Origin of the sequence: Variovorax sp. RKNM96, from assembly GCF_017161115.1 — a bacterium.
Classification (GTDB): domain Bacteria; phylum Pseudomonadota; class Gammaproteobacteria; order Burkholderiales; family Burkholderiaceae_C; genus Variovorax.
This window is the reverse complement of sequence record NZ_CP046508.1, coordinates 4,905,326-4,921,283: the sequence shown is the minus strand read 5'-3', so window position 1 is coordinate 4,921,283 and position 15,958 is coordinate 4,905,326. Positions and strand designations below refer to the sequence as shown.

Below are 15,958 nucleotides of genomic sequence, written 5' to 3'. Positions count from 1 at the left end.
CGAGCCGGCGATTTTCCGTCAGCATGGCCGGCTCGCGCCCGGCCGGGTTTTTCAACACAATGGGCCGATGGGTGAACGCCTCTTCCTCCGGCTCGACGACGACCCGCTGCACGGACCGGAATCGGGCGTGCCCGCCGGCACGCTGCGCGCAGTGCCGGTGAGTGCGGCGCTGCGCCCGCATGTCTCCCACATCCTGCTGTACCGCGAGACCTTCGCCGCGGGGCACGAGGTGCATGAACGCGTGCTGCCCGATGGCGCGGTGCGCCTGGTCTTCAACCTCGGCGATGCGCCTTCCGCGGGCGATGGTGCGGGGCTGCCGGTGGAGGCGATCGGCGCTTCCGCCGCGCCGGTCGTGGTGCGCATGCGCGACAAGGTGGAGGGCATGTCCGTCACGCTGCGGCCCGGGGCGGCGGCTGCGCTGCTGGGCTTGCCGGCCGGCGAGATTGCAGGCCAGGCCGTTCACCTGGACGAACTCTGGCAAGGCGGTGCGGCCGAGTTGCTCGAACGCATGGCCCAAGCGCCCGACGATGCGACGCGAGCGACGTTGCTCCAGGCCGCGCTGGAGCGCCGGCTGCGCGATGGTGGCGGCGCCGTTCATACCGCCGCGATGCACGCCGCCCGCCTCATCGCGGAATCAGGCGGTCGGAAGCCCTTGCGCGACGTGGCAGCGGCCGTCGGCGTCGGTGAGAGGCGGCTGCAGCAGCTTTTTCATGCGCACGTCGGGCTGTCGCCGCGCGCCTGGGCGCGATTGGCGCGGCTGCACGACTGCCTGCGCGCGCTGCGCCTGCAACCCGCGCCGGCTTGGGCCGATGTCGCGGTCGAGAGCGGCTTCTACGACCAGTCGCACCTGGTCAACGAATTCCGCGCGCTCTGCGGCGTCACGCCGACCGAGTTCATGGGGCACGCGATTTCGGGTTCTTCCAAGACGCCCGGCTGAACGCGAACTATCTTCGTCGGCGTTCAAACCAAGGAGCACCGGATGACGCAGAACGAGAACACGAGCCGCCCGCTGAAGGACTGCATTGCGGTGGTCACGGGGGCCAGCCGCGGCGCAGGGCGCGGCATTGCGATGGAGTTGGGCGCGGCCGGCGCGACGGTGTACGTCACCGGCCGCAGCACGCGCGCGCAACCCGCCGGCACCTACGGGCAGTTGCTGGCGCTGTCGGACATGCCGGCCGTGCCCGGCAGCATCGACGACACCGCCGACGAAGTCACGCGCATGGGCGGACGCGGCATCGCCGTGCGCTGCGACCACACCCGCGAAGAAGAAGTGAAGGCGCTCTTCGCGCAGGTGGAGCGCGAGGCCGGCCGCATCGACCTGCTGGTGAACAACGCGTGGGGCGGCCACGAGACATTCAACGGCGTGTTCGACGCGCCCTTCTGGGAGCATCCGCTCGCCAACTGGGACTCGATGTTCGACCGCGGCGTGCGCAATCACCTGGTGGCCAGCCGCTCGGCCGCGCCGCTGATGGTGCGCGCCAAGCGCGGCCTGATCGTGACCACCACCTTCTGGGACCGGGGCCACTACATGAAGGGCAATCTCTTCTACGACCTTGCGAAGGCCTCGATGACGCGGCTGGCCTTCGGCATGGCAGAGGAACTGAAGCCGCACGGCGTCGCATCGGTCGCCGTGTCGCCGGGCTGGATGCGCACCGAGTTCGTGCTGGCCGGCCACAAGACCGACGAGGCGCACTGGCAGGAGAAACCGGCGCTCGCGGGCACCGAATCGCCGCGCTACCTGGGCCGTGCGGTGGCTGCACTGGCGGGCGATCCGCAGGTGATGGAGAAGACCGGGGAGGTGCTGCGCGTGGCCGACCTGGCAAAGGCGTACGGCTTCACCGACATCGACGGAAGGCAGGTGAAGGCCTTCGAGATGTAGCGGCGAGGCAGGCCATGGGCCGGATCAAGTGCAACCTGGTTGCGGTTGATCCATATAATGCAATTCTGTTGCATATAAAGAGAGCGCCCCATGACTCACCGCCTCCCCGTCACCGTCCTGTCGGGTTTTCTCGGTGCCGGCAAGACCACCTTGCTCAACCACATCCTGCACAACCGCGAGGGGCGCCGCGTGGCGGTCATCGTCAACGACATGAGCGAGGTCAACATCGATGCGGCGCTGGTGCGCGACGGCGGCGCGCAGCTCTCGCGCACCGACGAGAAGCTGGTCGAGATGAGCAACGGCTGCATCTGCTGCACGCTGCGCGAAGACCTGCTGATCGAGGTGAACCGCCTCGCGAAGGAGGGGCGCTTCGACCAGCTGGTGATCGAGTCCACCGGCATCTCCGAGCCCTTGCCCGTGGCCGAGACTTTCACCTTCGCGGGCGAGGACGGCAAGAGCCTGGCCGACGTGGCGCGGCTGGACACCATGGTGACGGTGGTCGATGCCTTCAACTTCCTGCGCGACTACGGCTCGCCCGACAGCCTGGGTCAGCGCGGCCAGTCGCTCGGCGACGAGGACACCCGCACGGTGGTCGACCTCTTGATCGAGCAGATCGAGTTCTGCGATGTGCTGGTGGTCAACAAGACCGACCTCGTCACACCCGCGGAGCGCAAGCGGCTGATGGCGATCCTGCAGAGCCTGAACCCGCGTGCGCGCATCGAGGTGTCGGAGTTCGGCCGCGTGGCGCTCGACCGGGTGCTCGACACCGGCCTCTTCGATTTCGAGCAGGCGGAGCGGGCGCCCGGCTGGCTCGCCGAGCTCCGCGGCGAGCACGTACCCGAGAGCGAGGAATACGGCATCCGCAGTTTCGTCTACCGCTCGCGCCTGCCGTTTCATCCCAAGCGCTTCTGGGACCTGGTGCAGAGCGAGTGGGAAGGCGTGGTGCGCTCCAAGGGTTTTTTTTGGCTCGCGAGCCGTGCCACGCGCGCCGGCTCGTGGTCGCAGGCCGGCGGCGCCTGCCGTTACGGCGCGGCGGGTTTCTGGTGGGCGGCAGTGCCGCGCGAGCACTGGCCGACCGACCCCGATGCGCTGGAGATGATCCAGAAGAACTGGGACCCGGCGACCGGCGATGCGCGGCAGGAGCTGGTGCTGATCGGCATCGGCATGGACGAGGCCGCATTGCGTGCACGTCTGGATGCGTGCCTGCTCACGGAAAACGAAATGCGCTTCGGCCCCTCGTGGTGGCAGAACCTGCCCGATCCGTTCCCGTCCTGGAACGTCTGAAAAAGACTATCTGGCGCAGTCGCCGCAGGTGCCGTGCAGGGTGAGCGCGGTGTGGCGGGTGTCGATGCCCTGCTTGCGCAGCGCCTTCCCGAGGCGGCCCATCACCTTGGGCAGTTCGGGGTCCGACGGCAGCGCCAGCACCTTGTGGCATTGGTCGCATTCGAAGGTATTGCCCGAGGCGGCCTCGACGTGCCGCGCAAAGCGGTTGACGCGGTCGGCGCCCACGCGCCGATCGCACAGGCCCGCTTCGACGAGGCGGTCGAGCACGCGATAGATGGTCACGCGGTCGGGGGCTTCGCCGGTGGCGGTGGTATAGGCCGCGGCCACTTCCTCGTGCGTCAGGGGTTGGGAGGTGTGCCGGAGCAGTTCCAGCACCGTCTGGGCGGCGCGTGTCACGCGCAGGCCGCTTTCGCGCAACAGGGTTTCGCTGTCGAAGGCAGCGGCGGCGAGCGGGGGCTTCGGGTGCGGGGTCGGGGTCTTCATGGGAAACGCCATTGTGTTGCATCCCCGGGCGCATTGTGTAAAGCAACGAAAAATCGCCTGCAATCCGCCCGGTTGCCATGCCAGATAATCGCCGGCATTCCAGATCACCGGACGGCACGAACAGCATGGACACAGAGCGGGGCGGCGACGTACTCAGCCATGTGCTTGCGACGTACAAGTCCGAGCGGGCGGTCACGGCCCGCTTTTCGCTGACCTCTCCCTGGGCGCTGCATTCGACCGGCGTCGACGGCCCGTTGATCCGCATGTGCACCGGCGCGCCGTACTGGATTGCAGTCGACGGCGCCGAGCCGGTGGCTGTCGCGCCGCACGACATCGCAATGCTGCCGCAGGGCAGCGCGCACACCGTGTCGTCTGCGCCGGGACTCGAGGCCGAACCCTTTCGCGACCTGATCACCGCGCACTCGGTCGGCCGGCACGGCGACCACCCGATCGTGTTCTCGCACGGCGGCGGCGGTGCGGCAACCGCGTTGTTTTCATTGCACCTGTGGATGCCCGCGGAGGGCCTCGGCTCCATCATGGCGAGCCTCCCGCCGCTGATCGTGCTGCGGCAGGCGCAGATTCCCACCACCGCATCGCTCGCGCAGGCGATGGAATCGCTGGTGAACGAAACCATCGCGCAGCGGCCCGGCTGGCAGCTCTCGGCGGCGCGCATGGCCGACCTGCTGCTGGTGCACATCCTCTGCGAGCACCTGTACGCCCAGCCCCAGGCCGACCAGGCGCAGCAGGCCGGCCAGTTGCGCGGCCTCGACGACGAGAACATTGCCCGCGCGATGGCGCTGATGCACGAGCGGCCCGAGCACCCGTGGTCGGTGGCCACGCTGGCGCAGGCCAGTTATCTCTCGCGCACCATCTTCAGCGAGCGCTTCCGTGCGCTGGTGGGCGTGACACCGATGCACTACCTGGGTTCTTACCGCATGACGCTGGCGGCCGAGAAGCTCAAGAACCGGCAACTGAGCCTGCACCAGGTGGCCGAGGCGGTGGGCTATGCCTCGGAAAAGGCGTTCTCGCGCGCCTTCCAGCGCTGGACGGGCATGACGCCCAGCGCCTACGCGCGCGGGCATGGCGCACCCGACGCCAGCTGATCACCGCGCACCGGACGATCGGTGCCCAAATCCGGCGTGCCGGAGGTTGAGGCGACGGCATGCGCCCCGAACAATCGGCGCATGCCCATCCAACGCCACAGAGTCATTCCCGAAGTCCGCAATCCGGCGCTCGAGAATTCCCTCGTCAAATCGATCGCCACCGGCGACAACCAACAGCGCGAAGCCACGGTGAAGAACACCGACGGCGAGCCGCTGCTGCAGTTCGAAGGCCGCAGCAACCCTTACCTGGAGCACCAGCGCAACGACCTGCTGCTGAGCATCCAGCACATGCGCAGCGAAGGGCACGACGAGATGGTCTTCATGTGCATCACGCATTGCAAGGAGCTGACCTTCAAGGCCATTCACTACGAGCTGGTCAACATGCAGGCGCGCATCCGCGTCGACGATGTGGCCGGCGCGCTGCAGCTGGTGCCGCGGGTGCGCGCGCTGCTGGAGTTCCTGGGCAAGACCTGGGACGTGCTCTCCACCATCACGCCGCACGAGTTCAACCAGTTCCGCAACACGCTGGGCATCGCCTCGGGTCAGCAGTCGTACATGTACCGGCACGTGGAATTCATCCTCGGCAACAAGTCGGTGCCCTTGGCGCGCGCGCATGCGAACAACCCCGACGTGTGGCCCTACATGGAGCGCGCGCTGAATTCCCCCAGCCTCTACGACGATGTGCTCGCGCTGCTGCACCGCCGCGACATCGCGGTGCCGCCGGAGGCCCTGTCGCGCGACTGGTCGGCGCCCTACGTGGTGAACCCGGGCGTGGAGGCTGCCTGGCTCTGGGTCTACGGCGACCCGACGCCGGAGAACGATCTCTACCGGCTCGGCGAAGCGCTGATGGACATCGCCGATGTGTTCTCGCAGTACCGCTGGCGGCACTTCGTGTCGGTCGAGCGCATTCTCGGCTTCAAACCGGGCACGGGCGGTTCGGCTGGCGTGGGGTGGCTGCGCAGCGTGGTCGATCACCGGTTCTTTCCGGAGCTGTGGTCCGTGCGCACGCAACTCTGAGGCGGCCCGTTCATGACCGCAACACACAACAACAAGGTGCTGATCGTCGGCGCCGGCATCGCGGGCTGCTCGGCGGCCATTGCGCTGGCCGACAAGGGCATGCAGGTCACGCTGGTCGAGAAACAGGTCGCATGGCGCTTCCAGAGCTCGGGCATCTTCATCTACAGCAACGGGCTGGAGGCGCTGCGCAGCGTCGGCGTGCTGCCGCAGATCCTCGATGCGGGCTTCGGCATCGCGGACGGGCGCAATGTCTATCTCGACCATCACGGCACACCGATCGTCGATGTGTTCTATCCGCGCTCGCACGGCGGCGCGGTGCCGATCCTGGGCATCAAGCGCGCGGAGATGCACCGCATCCTTGCGGGCCGGCTCGATGCGCTCGGCGTCGACATCCGGCTGGCGACGACGGTGGTGGATATCCATTCGTCCAGCGGCGACGTGGCCTTCTCCGATGGGACGAGCGAGCGCTTCGACCTCGTCATCGGTGCCGACGGCATCCGCTCGCAGGTTCGCGAGGCCGTGAGCGGACCGGTAGCGCCGCGCTACACCGGCTTCGGCGTCTGGCGCAGCGTGCACGAGCGCCCGCGCACGCTCGACGCGAAGACCATGATGATGGGCATCGGCAAGCGCCTGGGCATCATGCCGATCAGCGACGACAGGCTCTACCTCTTCGGCACGGTGAGCGAGCCTGCGGACCGCTGGTATCCGCGAGAGCAATGGCCTGACCTGATGCGCGAGCGGTTCGCGGAATTCGGTGGCCCGGCGCGGCAGTTTCTCGACCAGCTCTCGGCGGATTCTGAAGTGCTTTACACCGCCGTCGAGGAAGTGCAGGCCCCGCTCCCTTGGCACGCGGGCCGCGTGCTGCTGATCGGCGATGCGGCGCATGCCTCGACGCCGTTCATGGGGCAGGGCGGCGCAATGGCCGTGGAAGACGCCGTGGTGCTCGCTGAAATGCTTGGCGGGGATGGCATCAACGAGCACACCCTGAAAGCCTTCGGCGAGCGCCGCTTTCCCATGTGCCGGTTCGTGCAGGACGCCTCGCGCAAGGTGGGCGAGGCGGGCGCGGTGGAAGACGCTGCAAGCTGCGCGCGCCGCAACGCGGCGATGCAGCAGACGGCCCAGCAACAGGTCGATGCCTTCTACCGGGAACTCGATGTGCTGAGTGCGGTGCCGGCCTAGAGAAACTGCTTATGCCCGGATGCAGCTAAGCATCTGACGAATGGGTCGTTCGCGCGAAGGCGGGCGCGCGACAGAATCGCGCGCTTTGTCTTTTGAAACGAAAGTCTTCCATGCGCGCCCATCCCTGGCTGAAAAAACCGTTCCTCGCACTGTGGGCAGGTGCGTTGTTCTCGCTGGGCGCGCAGGCGCAGCAGGCACCGGCCGCCTACCCGTCGAAGCCCGTGCACATCACGGTCGCCAACACGCCCGGCAGTTCGCCCGACGTGCTCGCGCGCTACCTGTCGCAGCGCCTGTCCGAGCAGTGGAAGCAGCCCGTGGTGGTCGAAAATCGCGCCGGCGCGGCGGGCATCCTCGCGGCGGACGGCCTGGCCAAGGCGCCGGCCGACGGGTATTCGCTGCTGGTGGGCGCCGACGGGCCGATCACCATCCTTCCCAACCTCCAGGCCGGCCTGCCCTACGACGCGCGCCGCGACCTCGTGCCGGTGGTGTCGCTCGGGCAGATCGACTTCGTGCTGGTCGCGAACCCGAAGACGGGCTTTCGCACCGTGGCCGATTTCGTGCGCGCCGCGAAGGCGCAACCGGGGCGCATCAACTACGCCTCGGCCGGCAACGGCAGTCCGCAGCAGCTCAGCATGGAACTGCTCAAGCAGAAGACCGGCATCTACGTCACCCACATTCCGTACCGCGGCGGCCCGCTGGGCATGCAGGACGTGATCGCGGGGCAGGTCGACGTGATGTTCATCGCGGTCGGCCCGGCACTGCAGCACATCCGCACCGGCAAGCTCGTCGCGCTCGGCACCAGCGGCGAGAAGCGCCATGCGCTGCTGCCCGAGGTGCCGACCGTTGCCGAGACCTATGCGGGCTACCGCTCGGGCACCTGGTTCGGTCTGTTCGCGCCGGCCCGCACGCCGCAGCCGGTGCTCGATGCCATCGCTGCCGATGCGGGACGCATCGTGCAGACGCCCGCGGCCCGTGCCGACCTCGCGGCGCAAGGCATCGAGGCCACGGGATTTGCGCAACGGCAGTTCCAGCAGCAGGTGTCTGCCGAGTACGAGCGCTATGCGCAGATCGTGAAGGCCACCGGCATCAAGGCCGAATAGCCCTGGCTAGCGGATCGACCGGGACAGCGCCTTGGCGAAATCCGCGACATCGTCGTCGCGGCACACCTCGGCGGCGATCGGCGCATGGCCGCCCGCCACCGCGACCAGCGCCATCGCCTTCTTCGGGCACAGGCCGAGGCAGGTCGACTGCACGACGCGCAAGCGCCCCGGCACATGCACCAGGTCGCGCCTGAGTTCCTTGCGGACCTGCTTCGCCTTGAGTTTCGTGGGACCGTCGCTGCGCTCTTCGCAATCGCCGCAGACCAGCACGACGCCGGAGAGCTTGGTTTCGACCAGGGGATGAGAGGAATGGCTCACGCGCTTCTTTCCTTTTGTTTCAGCCCATCTTGGGCGCCAAGGCGCGCCGCGCAAGTCAGCCGACCGCCCGAATGCGCTAAGGTGCGGCCATCCGAATCCTTGAATACCTTTGCCCGACCATGTCCCGCTCCCCCATCGAAATCGAAACCGCCCCGAACCCCACCGCCTCCGTGATCCTGATGCACGGCCTGGGCGCCGACGGCAACGACTTCGTGCCGATCGCCGGCGAGCTCGACCTGTCCAGCGTGGGGCCGGTGCGCTTCGTGTTTCCCAATGCGCCGGTGATCCCGGTCACGCTGAACAACGGCTACCAGATGCCGGCCTGGTTCGACATCGCCGGTCCCGATTTCAACGTGCAGGAAGACGCCACCGGCCTGCGCCGCTCGCAGGCCACCATCGAGGCGCTGATCGCCAACGAAAAGGCCCGCGGCATCCCTGCCAACCGCATCGTGGTGGCCGGCTTCTCGCAGGGCTGCGCGATGGCGCTGCTGACCGGGCTGCGCCACACCGAGCGCCTGGCCGGCATCGTCGGCCTCTCGGGCTGGCTGCCGCTGGCGGCCAGCACCGCGGCCGAGCGCCATGCGGCCAACCACGACACGCCGGTGTTCCTCGGCCATGGCCGGCAGGACCCAATGGTGCCCCTTGCACGGGCCACGCAATCGCGCGACGCGCTCGCCACCCTGGGCTACACCGTCGAATGGCACGAATACGCGATGGCGCACTCGGTCTGCATGGAGGAGGTGGCCGACCTGAACGATTTCCTGCTGCGCGTGCTGGGCTGAAGAACGAGCGAGCGAACGGGCCGGCGCGGCAACCCACGAGACAGACACACAGACGAAGAAGGAGACTGCCCATGATCCTCGTCATCGGACACGCCCTCGCCAAGCCCGACACCCTGCAGGCGATGCTGGCCATCAGCGTGGAGCACGTGCTGCGCTCGCGCGCCGAGCCCGGCTGCATCTCGCACGAAGTCACGACCGACGTGCAGGACCCGCTGCGGCTGACTTTCGTGGAGCGCTGGAGCGATATGCCCGCACTGCAGGTCCACTTTCGCGTCGATGCCTCGCGCGCCTTCGGCAAGGCGCTTGCGGCCATGGCCGACGGCACGCCCGAGATCCACGTCTACCAGTCGGACGAGATCGATCTGCGGGCGGGCCGCGCCTAGGCCGAATTTTTCGCTACAGAAAAGGCCTTTGGCCCCCACCGTGCCTATGCAGGGAGCTATCAAAAAAATAGCGGGCGAGAGCCTAGCCGGAAACGGGATTCCCTGCGCAAGCAGTGCCCGCGCGCCCGTGCTACCTTCCAGCCCCTCAGAAGATTGATGGGTCATAACAATATGAGCAACAGATTGCAGGAGAGGTTGGGTGCACTTTCAGCCGCACGACTGAATGGCATGCGACGTGGCATCGAGAAGGAAAGCCTGCGTGCGCTGCCCGACGGCAAGCTCGCGCTGACGCCGCACCCGGTGGCGCTGGGCTCGGCGCTCACGCATCCGCACATCACGACCGACTTCAGCGAATCGCAGCTCGAACTCATCACGGGCGTGCACGCCGGCGTCGAATCGGCGCTCGAGGAATTGACCCGGGTCCACCAGTTCACCTACCGCGTGCTCGACCAGCTGGGCGACGAGCGCCTCTGGGTCTCCAGCATGCCCTGCGGCCTGCCGACCGACGAGACCATTCCGATCGGCCGCTACGGCTCCTCGAACGTGGGCCGCGCCAAGAGCGTCTACCGCATGGGCCTGAGCCACCGCTACGGCCGCCGCATGCAGACCATCTCGGGCATCCACTACAACTGGTCGCTGCCCGATGTGTCGAGCGAACAGTACTTCGCGCTGATCCGCAATTTCCGCCGCCACGCCTTTTTGCTGCTGTACCTGTTCGGCGCCTCGCCGGCCCTGTGTTCGAGCTTCGTCGCGGGCCGCCCGCACGAGCTGCAGCCGCTGGGCGACGGCAGCATGTTCATGCCGCACGGCACCTCGCTGCGCATGGGGCGCCTGGGCTACCAGAGCGACGCGCAGGCCTCGCTGGCCGTGAGCTACAACAGCCTCGACGGCTACGGCGCCTCGCTGCAGGATGCGCTCACCCGTCCCTGGCCGGCGTACGAATCCATCGGCATCCGCAACCTGGGCGGCGACTACAACCAGCTGGGCACCAGCCTGCTGCAGATCGAGAACGAGTTCTACGGCACCATCCGCCCCAAGCGGGTGATCAACCCCGGCGAGCGCCCGCTGCATGCGCTGCGCGAGCGCGGCGTCGAATATGTCGAGGTGCGCCTCATGGACCTCGACCCCTTCGAGACCGTCGGCATCAACGCGCAGACCATGCGCTTCATCGACGTGTTCCTCTTGCACTGCCTCGTCCGCGACAGCCCCGACGACACCCCCGAGGAAATCGCCGACCTGGCGCGCAACCAGCACCTGACCGCCGCGCGCGGCCGCGAGCCGGGCCTGCGCCTCGCGCGCGGCGGCAGCGAAGTGACGCTGACCGACTGGGGCATCGAACTGGTCGAGGAGTGCCTGCCCATCGCCGCCGCGCTCGACGCGGCGCAGGGCGGCACGCAGCACACCGACGCGGTGAAAGCCGCCAGGGCCGCGCTGCGGAACCCCGACAGCCTGCCCTCGGCCCGCGTGCTCGCAGCCATCGAGCAGCAGCACGGCAACTCGTTCATCGGCTTCGTGCGCGCCCAGTCCGAACAGACCCGCGCCGCGTTGCTGGCCCTGCCGTTCTCGGCCGAGCAGCAGGCCGAATTCGAGCGCATGACCGCCGAGTCGATCCAGGAGCAAAAGCGCATCGAGGCGGCCGACACCATGCCCTTCGAGATCTACCGCGAGCAGTACGTCTCGCCGGCGCGGCTGGGTATTGCGCGCGGCCGCATGGCGGTCGCGGCCTAGTCAGAAGATCGCCACCGGGTTGATGTTCACCTGCGTCGAGCCGGTGTACAGCGGCTGGCCCAGCACGAACAGGAACTCGCGAACGCCCTCGCGCAGCAGCGCCCGCGTGTCGATCAGCTCGAGGTTGTAGATGCCGTGCTTGGCCAGCATGAACTGGTTGACGGGAAATTCTTCCCCGCTCTTGCCGGGGTAGATCTCGGACGCCCAGGTGTCGCCGCCGAAGGCCACGATCTGCCGCTCGGCCAGCCAGCGCGCGGCTTCCATGCCGATGCCGGGCTCGGCTTCGAGGAAGCGCTTGTCGTCCTTGCCGATCAATTCCAGCCAGCCGGTGTTGAACAGGACGACATCGCCCTTTCTCAAGGTCAGGCCGGCTTTCTGCAGCACGGCCTCGATGTCCGCCACGCTGAACTCGGTGGTTTCCGACACGATGGGCTGCTTGTAGTGCGCGGCCATGTCCAGCACCACGCCCCGCGTGACCATGGGCGGCACCTTCTCGATGCCCAGCTTCTTCACGCCCTCGATGGTCACGAAATCGGCCGCCTTGTTGCCGTTGTAGTAGACGTTGTCGATGCCGATGTGGCCGATGCCGTTGAGCTGCGTTCCGACGCCCGTCCAGCCCTCCACCAACTCGTCGTTGAAGGTGAACTTGTTGGGCCCGGTCGACAGGCCCGCCTGCTGGCCCGGCTGCACATTGAACAGCTTGAAGCTGCGATGGCGGAACGCCGGCGTTTCCCGGTTGACCTCGACCGCGAGCGGCAGGGCCTTTCCTTTCCTGACCAGCCCGACGGCCTGCAACAGGACATCGGGCGTCAGCAGGTTCGCGGCCCCGATCTCGTCGTCCTTGCCGTACACGGACGGATACCAGTCCGCGTCTTGTTCGATCTTCTTCATGGTGAGCTTTCCAGGTTGTTCCCGGGACGGATGCCGGGCGGTTGAATCCCACCGTACCGAAGCTCCTGTTCCGAGCCTGTAGGACGGTGGCAGGAGGCGGGCTTCTTACTTTCCCTTGCGGTCTGCCGGCGTCGGCGCATCGGCTGCGATGAGCTTCTGCGCGCGCATCTCGTCCCAGAACGCCGCGGGAATCACCGCGGCCAGCGCCGCCTGGTCTTCGGCGATGCGCTCGGGACGGCTCGCTCCGGGAATCACGGCCGCCACCGCCGGATTGGCCAGTGAGAACTGCAGCGCGGCGGCCTTGATGCCGACCCGATGGCGCTCGGCCACCGCCTTGATGCGCTCGACCTTGGCGATGATTTCCGGCGATGCCTTCTGGTACTCGAAGTGCGTGCCGCCGGCCAGGATGCCCGAGCTGTACGGGCCGCCCACGACGATGTCCACGTTCTGCTTCGCGGCGGCGGGCATCAGGCGCTGCAGGGCGCGTTCGTGGTCCAGCAGCGTGTAGCGGCCGGCCAGCAGGAAGCCGTCGGGCTTGGCCTCGCTCAGGTCCAGCGTCAGCTCGCACGGCTCCACGCGGTTGACCCCGAGGCCCCAGGCCTTGATCACGCCTTCCTCGCGCAGGCGGGTCAGCACGCGGAAGGCCCCCTTGCGGGCGATTTCGAACTGCGCGAGCCATTCGTCGCCGTAGAAGTCCTGGGCGATGTCGTGTACCCAGACGATGTCCAGCCGGTCGGTGTTCAGGCGCTTCAAGCTGTCCTCGATCGAGCGCAGGGTCGCTTCCGCCGAATAGTCGTTGACCAGCTTGTTCGGCCGGCCGAATTCGAAAAGCCCGCCCTTTTCGCCGAGGTCGCGCGTGGTCGTCTCTTCGGTTTCGTCCAGCACGAGGCGGCCGACCTTGGTGCTGAGCACGTAGTCGTCGCGCCGGTGCTTCGCCAGTGCCGCGCCGAGGCGGATCTCGGCCAGGCCCGCGCCGTAGAAAGGCGCCGTGTCGAAATAGCGGATGCCGTGGTCCCAGGCCGCATCGACCGTGGCCAGGGCTTCGGCCTCGGGGATGTTGCGGAACATGTTGCCCAGCGGGGCGGTTCCGAAGCCCAGGAGGCCGGGGAGTTTGTCCTTGATGCTCATGAAAGAAAGTCCTTGTTGGTTGTCGGATGGGTTCACTGTAGGTTTCGGTGTTGAGTCTGTCCAAGACATAATTCGTCCAACTTGAGTCTTCACGGGTCTTAAATGCTGGACATCCGCCAACTCCACTACTTCGTCGCCGTCGCGGAAGACGAGCACGTCGGCCGTGCCGCCGAGCGGCTGCACATCTCCCAGTCCCCGCTGAGCCGCCAGATCGCGCAACTGGAAGAGCGGCTCGGCCTCGTGCTGTTCGAGCGCAGCCAGCAGCGCATCCGCCTCACGGCCGACGGCCGCACCTTCCTCGCGGAGGCGCGGGCGCTGCTGACGCATGCCAACCGCCTGGAGTCACTGGCGCGCCGGCTGGGGCGCGGCGACGAGGGCGGCCTGTGCATCGGCTACATCGAGAACGCCATGCACTCCGGCGTGCTGTCCGATGCGCTGCGCACCCTGCGCGCCACGCGGCCCGCGGTGCACATCGCGCTCTACAACCAGCAGTCGGCGGACCAGCTCGAGGGGTTGCGGCAGCGCAGCCTGGACATCGCGCTGGTGTGCGAGCCGCCGCTGGCGAACGACCCCGACCTGAAGGGTGCGTTGCTGTCGAGCGATCCGATGCTGCTGGCACTGCCCGAATCGCATCCGCTCGCATCGGCCACAAAGCTGACGCCGGCCGCGCTCGGAAAGCTGGAGTGGATCGCGGTGCAGCAAAAGGAGAGCGCGCTCACGCACGACGGCTTCGTCGCCGCATGCGCCAAGGCCGGGTTCACGCCGAACATCTCGATGGAGGCCGCCGAGCCGCTCACCGCGCTGGGGCTGGTGGCCGCGGGCCTTGGCGTGGCGATGGTGCAGCGCAGCCTGCGCCACCATGCGCCGGCCGGCGTGGTGCTGCGCGAGCTGCCATGGTTCACCTACAGGACGCCGCTGTGGGCGGCCTGGCACAACGTCAACCTGCGGCCGCTGGTCGAGATCTTCCGCATGACCTTGCTGGACGGCGTTCGGCAGGAGGGCGAGACCCCGTAGCGCTTGCTGTCTCCTGTCGTCATGCGTCGCCGGCCTTGAACCCCTTCCACACCGCGTCGTAGTTCGGCTGCAGGTTCGCCGCGACCAGCGCCTGCGCCGTGGGCCGGAACACATGGCGGCTCTCGAACATGAAGGCCAGCGTGTCGGCCAGGCGGTGCGGCGCGAGTTCGGCGGTGCTCGCGCGCTCGAAGGTGGCGGCGTCGGGGCCGTGCGGCAGCATGCAGTTGTGCAGGCTCACGCCGCCGGGCACGAAGCCCTCGGCCTTCGCGTCGTAGACGCCGCGCACGAGGCCCATCAGCTCGCTCATCACGTTGCGATGGAACCAGGGTGGGCGGAAGGTGTCTTCCGCCACCAGCCAGCGCGGCGGGAAGATCACGAAATCGCAGTTGGCGACGCCGGGCGTGTCGCTGCCCGAGGTCAGCACCGTGTAGATCGACGGATCGGGATGGTCGAAGCTGATCGTGCCGATGGCCATGAACCGCGCGAGGTCGTACTTGCAGGGCACGAGGTTGCCGTGCCACGCGACCACGTCCAGCGGCGTGCTCGCCTGCCCGCCTTCCCAGAGGTGGCCCATGAACTTGTTGACGATGCGCACGGGCCCGGCGTCTTCCTCGAACGCCGCGACGGGCGCCAGGAAGTCGCGTGCGTTCGCGAGCCCGTTCGATCCGATCGGCCCCAGCTCCGGCAGGCGGAAGGGCGTGCCGTAGTTCTCGCAGACATAGCCGCGCGCCTCGCCGTCCGGCAGCGCAACCCGAAAGCGCATGCCGCGCGGCACCAGCGCGATCTCGCCGGGTGCGACGTGGAGCCGACCCAGTTCGGTGTGGATCAGCAGCGCACCGGACTGCGGCACGATCAGCAGTTCGCCGTCCGAATTCACGAGATAGCGTCCCTCCATCGAGCGGTTCGCGCGGTAGACGTGCACCGCCGAGCCCGTCTGCGCATGCGGCTCGCCGTTGCCGGCGACGGTCAGCATGCCGCCGACGAAGTCCGTGCCCGCGGCCGGCATCGGCCAGGGGTTCCAGCGCAGCCGGTTGGCCGGCGTTTCCGCTTCGGTGAACGGGCCGCTGCGCCAGCCGCCGTCGTCGATGCGCGCGAAGGCTTCGTGCATGGCGCTGGGGCGCCGCCGGTACATCCAGGTGCGCAGGTTGCGGTCGCGCGGTGCGGTGAAGGCCGTGCCGGACAGCAGCTCGGCATACAGGCCCAGCGGCGCCTGCTGCGGCGAATTGCGGCCGACGGGCAAGGCGCCCGGAAGCGCCTCGCTGGCGAACTGGTTGCCGAATCCGCTCTGGTACTCGGGCGCCGCATCGGCCTGGTCCGTTTGTGTTGCCATGGTCGTCAGTCCTGCTGCCACTGCGGCGTGAAGAAGGACGCCGGCAGCAGGATCTTCGATTCCTGGCTCTGCAGCAGCGGCAGCATCTCCACCACGTAGGCCTTCCACCCCGGGTCGGCCATCAGCAGTTCGCGTCGCTCGGCGCGCTCGTTCATGTCCAGGTAGGCCCACATGTGGATCACCTGGTTGAGCGGGCCGGTCTCGGTGCGGTAGTAGCCGACCATCCGCCCGAGGATGCGGCGCTGGATGGCCAGCCCCTTGGCCTCGTACAGCGACAGGTAGGCGCGCCACTGGCCGGGATGGGTGGTGTAGGTGCGTTGTTCGACAAGCATGGTTGCA

General features: G+C 67.9%; 17 protein-coding genes. 11 read left to right on the top strand and 6 right to left on the bottom strand.

The genetic code is table 11. The features are described from left to right. Positions 1-67 precede the first annotated feature (67 nt). The 3 genes from GNX71_RS22820 (at position 68) to zigA (ending at position 3,163) form a co-directional block, all read left to right on the top strand. Positions 68-937 (top strand): helix-turn-helix transcriptional regulator, encoded by an 870-nt coding sequence (locus GNX71_RS22820; RefSeq protein ID WP_206174533.1) that lies wholly within the window; start codon positions 68-70, stop codon positions 935-937. 42 nt (positions 938-979) lie between these two features. Beyond that, positions 980-1,879, top strand: a complete 900-nt coding sequence (locus tag GNX71_RS22815; protein WP_206174532.1) for an SDR family NAD(P)-dependent oxidoreductase — start codon at positions 980-982, stop codon at positions 1,877-1,879. Between the two features lie 90 nt (positions 1,880-1,969). Further along, positions 1,970-3,163, top strand: a complete 1,194-nt coding sequence (zigA, locus tag GNX71_RS22810) for a zinc metallochaperone GTPase ZigA (protein ID WP_206174531.1) — start codon at positions 1,970-1,972, stop codon at positions 3,161-3,163. A 6-nt stretch (positions 3,164-3,169) separates the two neighbouring features. Here zigA and GNX71_RS22805 read toward each other — a convergent pair whose 3' ends face one another. Continuing rightward, complete coding sequence (locus tag GNX71_RS22805; RefSeq protein ID WP_206174530.1) at positions 3,170-3,646, bottom strand: transcriptional repressor; 477 nt, start codon at positions 3,644-3,646, stop codon at positions 3,170-3,172. Positions 3,647-3,771: 125 nt separating this feature from the next. On the opposite strand from GNX71_RS22805, the gene GNX71_RS22800 reads away from it, so the two are divergent. The 4 genes from GNX71_RS22800 to GNX71_RS22785 all read left to right on the top strand — a co-directional run bounded on the left by GNX71_RS22800 (position 3,772) and on the right by GNX71_RS22785 (position 8,045). Further along, entirely contained in the window at positions 3,772-4,749 is a 978-nt protein-coding gene (locus GNX71_RS22800) for an AraC family transcriptional regulator (protein WP_206174529.1), read from the top strand. 81 nt (positions 4,750-4,830) lie between these two features. Further along, positions 4,831-5,766: a tryptophan 2,3-dioxygenase family protein gene (locus GNX71_RS22795; protein ID WP_206174528.1), complete on the top strand. Its 936-nt coding sequence runs from the start codon at positions 4,831-4,833 to the stop codon at positions 5,764-5,766. A gap of 12 nt (positions 5,767-5,778) precedes the next feature. Beyond that, positions 5,779-6,945 carry an FAD-dependent oxidoreductase gene (locus tag GNX71_RS22790; protein ID WP_206174527.1) on the top strand — a complete coding sequence of 389 codons (1,167 nt, stop codon included), beginning with the start codon at positions 5,779-5,781 and terminating at the stop codon, positions 6,943-6,945. 110 nt (positions 6,946-7,055) lie between these two features. Next, on the top strand, positions 7,056-8,045 hold the full coding sequence (locus GNX71_RS22785; RefSeq protein ID WP_206174526.1) for a tripartite tricarboxylate transporter substrate binding protein: 990 nt from the start codon (positions 7,056-7,058) through the stop codon (positions 8,043-8,045). Between the two features lie 6 nt (positions 8,046-8,051). Here the strand turns inward: GNX71_RS22785 and GNX71_RS22780 are convergent, their stop codons facing one another. After that, on the bottom strand, positions 8,052-8,363 hold the full coding sequence (locus GNX71_RS22780; RefSeq protein WP_206174525.1) for a hypothetical protein: 312 nt from the start codon (positions 8,361-8,363) through the stop codon (positions 8,052-8,054). A gap of 119 nt (positions 8,364-8,482) precedes the next feature. Here GNX71_RS22780 and GNX71_RS22775 point away from each other — a divergent pair, with 119 nt between their 5' ends. The 3 genes from GNX71_RS22775 (at position 8,483) to gshA (ending at position 11,256) form a co-directional block, all read left to right on the top strand. After that, positions 8,483-9,145: a dienelactone hydrolase family protein gene (locus tag GNX71_RS22775; protein WP_206174524.1), complete on the top strand. Its 663-nt coding sequence runs from the start codon at positions 8,483-8,485 to the stop codon at positions 9,143-9,145. Positions 9,146-9,216: 71 nt separating this feature from the next. After that, complete coding sequence (locus tag GNX71_RS22770; RefSeq protein ID WP_206174523.1) at positions 9,217-9,528, top strand: putative quinol monooxygenase; 312 nt, start codon at positions 9,217-9,219, stop codon at positions 9,526-9,528. Between the two features lie 171 nt (positions 9,529-9,699). Beyond that, positions 9,700-11,256 carry a glutamate--cysteine ligase gene (gene gshA / locus GNX71_RS22765; RefSeq protein WP_206174522.1) on the top strand — a complete coding sequence of 519 codons (1,557 nt, stop codon included), beginning with the start codon at positions 9,700-9,702 and terminating at the stop codon, positions 11,254-11,256. Here gshA and GNX71_RS22760 read toward each other — a convergent pair whose 3' ends face one another. After that, positions 11,257-12,147 carry a cyclase family protein gene (locus tag GNX71_RS22760; RefSeq protein ID WP_206174521.1) on the bottom strand — a complete coding sequence of 297 codons (891 nt, stop codon included), beginning with the start codon at positions 12,145-12,147 and terminating at the stop codon, positions 11,257-11,259. It abuts the gene before it with no gap. A gap of 105 nt (positions 12,148-12,252) precedes the next feature. Continuing rightward, the gene (locus tag GNX71_RS22755; protein WP_206174520.1) at positions 12,253-13,275 is read right to left on the bottom strand and encodes an aldo/keto reductase; all 1,023 of its coding nucleotides are present in this window, start codon (positions 13,273-13,275) and stop codon (positions 12,253-12,255) included. A 102-nt stretch (positions 13,276-13,377) separates the two neighbouring features. Between GNX71_RS22755 and GNX71_RS22750 the strand changes: the two genes are divergently transcribed. Next, positions 13,378-14,289, top strand: coding sequence for a LysR substrate-binding domain-containing protein (locus GNX71_RS22750; protein WP_206174519.1), 912 nt, complete (start codon positions 13,378-13,380; stop codon positions 14,287-14,289). A gap of 19 nt (positions 14,290-14,308) precedes the next feature. Here GNX71_RS22750 and hmgA read toward each other — a convergent pair whose 3' ends face one another. Together hmgA and GNX71_RS22740 are read right to left on the bottom strand one after the other, a co-directional pair. Then, the gene (gene hmgA, locus GNX71_RS22745) at positions 14,309-15,619 is read right to left on the bottom strand and encodes a homogentisate 1,2-dioxygenase (protein ID WP_206174518.1); all 1,311 of its coding nucleotides are present in this window, start codon (positions 15,617-15,619) and stop codon (positions 14,309-14,311) included. A 5-nt stretch (positions 15,620-15,624) separates the two neighbouring features. Next, positions 15,625-15,951 carry an NIPSNAP family protein gene (locus GNX71_RS22740; protein ID WP_206174517.1) on the bottom strand — a complete coding sequence of 109 codons (327 nt, stop codon included), beginning with the start codon at positions 15,949-15,951 and terminating at the stop codon, positions 15,625-15,627. Between the last annotated feature and the right edge of the window lie 7 nt (positions 15,952-15,958).